The organism is Parafannyhessea sp., assembly GCF_051876455.1.
In the GTDB taxonomy this organism is placed as follows: Bacteria; Actinomycetota; Coriobacteriia; order Coriobacteriales; family Atopobiaceae; genus Parafannyhessea.
The window spans coordinates 1-3426 of sequence record NZ_JBJEHW010000088.1; the positions used below are offsets into that span (position 1 = coordinate 1).

The 3426-nt window shown below is 70.1% G+C and carries 3 protein-coding genes and 1 pseudogene; all 4 read right to left on the reverse strand.

The window, feature by feature from the left end; genetic code table 11:
* Window positions 1-193, reverse strand: a pseudogene (locus ACI38Z_RS04070) (CTP synthase); the annotation flags it as partial.
* A gap of 145 nt (window positions 194-338) precedes the next feature.
* Window positions 339-1982 carry a DNA repair protein RecN gene (gene recN, locus ACI38Z_RS04075; RefSeq protein ID WP_439788911.1) on the reverse strand — a complete coding sequence of 548 codons (1644 nt, stop codon included), beginning with the start codon at window positions 1980-1982 and terminating at the stop codon, window positions 339-341.
* A 4-nt stretch (window positions 1983-1986) separates the two neighbouring features.
* The gene (locus tag ACI38Z_RS04080; RefSeq protein ID WP_439788912.1) at window positions 1987-2841 is read right to left on the reverse strand and encodes an NAD(+)/NADH kinase; all 855 of its coding nucleotides are present in this window, start codon (window positions 2839-2841) and stop codon (window positions 1987-1989) included.
* Window positions 2842-2910: 69 nt separating this feature from the next.
* Window positions 2911-3426: SAM-dependent methyltransferase (locus tag ACI38Z_RS04085; protein WP_439788913.1), on the reverse strand; the 516-nt coding region annotated here is incomplete at its 5' end.

Genomic DNA, 3426 nt, shown 5'->3' on the forward strand with positions numbered 1-3426 from the left:
CGTCCTCGGTCACGAACACCTCGCCGTGCTGGAACGGGCTCATGGTGCCCGGGTCGACGTTGAGGTAGGGGTCGGCCTTCTGCATCATGACGCGATAGCCGCGCGCCTTCAGAAGCCTGCCGAGGGAGGCCGCCGTGATTCCCTTTCCCAGTGAGGAGACCACGCCGCCGGTAACGAAGATGTGCTTGGTCATCTTGAGACCTTCCCGTAAGAAATTTACTCTACGGGGCTTCATCTTAATGCCAAACGGGCCGTGGCGGCGCCCCGAATCCGGACAAATCCAAACTGCACGGAACCTGCGAAAGTTTGGGTACCGGCACGGCGGTGCGGTCGTCCCCCTACTCCGCCTTGCGGGCCGCCTCTGCGTCCGCGAGCATCTGGCGCGCGTGGTCGAGCGACGCCTTGCTCTGGTCGCCGGAGAGCATGCGCGCGACCTCGCGCACGCGGTCCTCCCCCTCGACCTGGTGGATCGTGGTCCTGGGGACGTCCGTGCCCACCTTGGTCACAAGGTAGTGCGCGTCCGCCATGACGGCGACCTGCGCCAGGTGCGTGACCACGATGACCTGGTGCGTCCTGGCAAGGCGCGCCAGCACCTGCGCCAGCGCGACGGCCGTGGCGCCGCCCACGCCCGCGTCGACCTCGTCGAACACGAGGGTCTCCGTGGAGTCCGCGGAGCCCTGCACGACCTTGCACGCGAGCATGACGCGCGATATCTCGCCGCCCGAGGCGATCTTGCGCAGCGGGCGCGACGTGAGCCCCGCGGCCGGGCGGTACATGAGCTCCACGCGGCTCGGCCCCTGCGGGCCCCACTGGCGCCTGGGCAGGCGCTCCGTCGCCACGTCGAGCTCGGCGGTCCCCATCTCCAGGAACGCCATCTGCTCGGTCACGGCCTTCGCGAGTTCGGGCGCGGCAGCATTGCGCACCCCGTCGAGGGCGTCGGCCGCGGCCTCCAGGTCCTTCTCGGCCCTGTCGCGCGCCTGCTCGGCCTTGCGCACGCGCTTGCCGCCGTCGCGGGAGGCGCCAACCAGCTCGGCCGCGCGCTCGCGGGCGAGAAGGACGTCCTCCATGCGCGGACCGTAGCTGCGGAGCAGCCCCTGCAACGCGGCCATGCGCGCCTGCAGGCGGTCGAGCGCCTCGGGGTCGAAGTCGATCCCGTCCTGGTACTCGCGCAGCCCGCTCGCCACGTCCTCGATGTCGATCAGCGCGCTCTCGAGCGTGTCCGCGTAGCCGCCGAGCGCCTGGTCGAAGCGCGCGGCCTCGCGCAGGTCGCCCACCACGCCGGAGAGCACGTCCTCCACGCCGCCGTCGCCCGTCACGGCCTCGCGGGCCTGGGCGGATGCCCGCAGCAGCGCCTCCGCGTGCTCGGCGCGCGGCAGCGTCTGCTCCAGGCTCTCGAGCTCGCCCGGCTTCGGGTCCACCTCGTCGATCTTGCGCAGGACGAAGTCGGCCTCCTCCACCTTGCTGTCCGCCGCGCGGCTCATCTCGCGCACGCGCTCGAGCTCCTCCTCGGCGTGCCTCGCCGCAGCGAGCGCCTCCTGGTAGCGGGCCAGCGCGTCGGCCGCGTCCTGCCCCACCCAGGAGTCCAGCAGGTCCACGTGGCTTCCCGTCTGCAGCAGCTTCTGGTGCTCGTGCTGGCCGCAGATGTCGATGGTCGCGCCCACGCCGCCTGCGAGCTCGCGCACGGAGGCCATGTGGCCGTCCACCTCCACTCGGCCGCGGCCCGAAGCCTCAACGCGCCTGCGCACGACGGTCCCGTCGGGGTCGCCGCCGCGCACGAAGATCCTGCCCTCGACCTCGAGCCCGTCCGCGCCCTCGCGCACGGCCCCGGCGTCGGCGCGCTCGCCCATCAGGAGCTTGATGGACGAGAGGAGCGCGGACTTGCCGGCCCCGGTCTCGCCCGTGAGCACGGTGAGCCCGGACGCCGGCCGGATGGTCGCATCCTCGATGAGGGCGACGTTTCTGACGTGAAGCTCGTCGATCATGTGGCTATTCCTTGCCCCTTCCGTAGAACACGCGGGATACGGAATGATAGAAGCTCTTGGAGCTGCGGTCCAGCAGGACGAGGTCCCCGGGTCCGCGGCGGATTGTGGCCCTGACGGGCTTCGCCCCCTCCGCCACGATGGGCTGGCCGTCCGCGAAGAACAGCCGCTCCACGTTTCGCTCCGGGTTGATCTTGAGCTCCACCACGTCGGTGGACGAGGTCAAGAACGCGCGCGCCAGGATCGTGTGCGGTGCCACGGGCACGCAGATCATCCCCTGGAACTCTGGCGTCACGATGGGTCCTCCCGCGGCCAGGGCGTATCCGGTCGACCCCGTCGCCGTGGAGACCACGAAGCCGTCGCCGCGCAGCGTGTCGACGTAGTGGCCGGAAACCGACACGTCGAACACGATCATGTCACCGCGCGAGCCATGCGTGAGCGAGAGGTCGTTCAGCGCGAAGCGCCGCTTGGTCAGGCGCGCGCCGTCCTCGGTCTCGAACTCGACCTCTATGTCGAGCGTCGTGCGATGCGAGGCGTGCATCCGGTGCGCGATGGCGTCCTCAACGGTCGAAATCGCGTCGTCGGGCCCCGCGCAGGTCAGGAAGCCCAGGTGCCCGTAGGACACGCCAACGAGCGGAATCTCGCTGTAGCCAACGATCCTCGCCGCGCGCAGCAGCGTTCCGTCACCGCCAAACGAGACCGCGAGTCCCACACCCGTGGTGTCCACCACCTTGTTGGGATAGAGCTTCTTGTCGTGGGCCCACTGCACCTCGACGTCATGGGCCAGAAGCCAGCCCTCGAGCTGCTTGGCGCCCTTCATGGCGTCGGCACGCGCGTAGTTGGGGACCAGGAGTACCTTCACGGGCGACCACTTCCAACCGTCTTGGGAAATCGTGCAAGACGAGTGTATCACCCGCGCGCGCAAGACCGCTCAGCGGCCGCGCGAAAGCGCCACCTCGCCGCGGAGCGCGACGGCGTCCAGGTCCAGGTCGCACGCCTCTGGCCCTGGGGTGCCCGTCCTTCTCCCCAGGAGCAGGAACTCGCGGTTGCCCTTGTGGCCCGTGATGGGGCTGGGGCACGCGCCGACAGGCTCGAGGCCCGCGGCCGCGAACGCCTCCGCGATCTCGCGGAGCGTCCGCAGGTGCACGGCGGGGTCGCTCACGACTCCGCCCTCCCCCACCTCGTCGCGCGCAGCCTCGAACTGCGGCTTCACGAGGGTGAGAAACGCGGAGCCCTCGGGCCTCAGCATCTCCATGACCGCGGGGAGGACCGTCTTGACCGACGTGAACGAGACGTCGCACACGGCGAGGTCGATCGTGTGCCGGTTCGCGTCATCGGGGAGGTCCACCATGTTGGTGCGCTCGCGCAGCATGACGCGCTGGTCGCGGCGCAGGCTCCAGTCAAACTGCGCGTAGCCCACGTCCACGGCGAGGACCGACGCCGCACC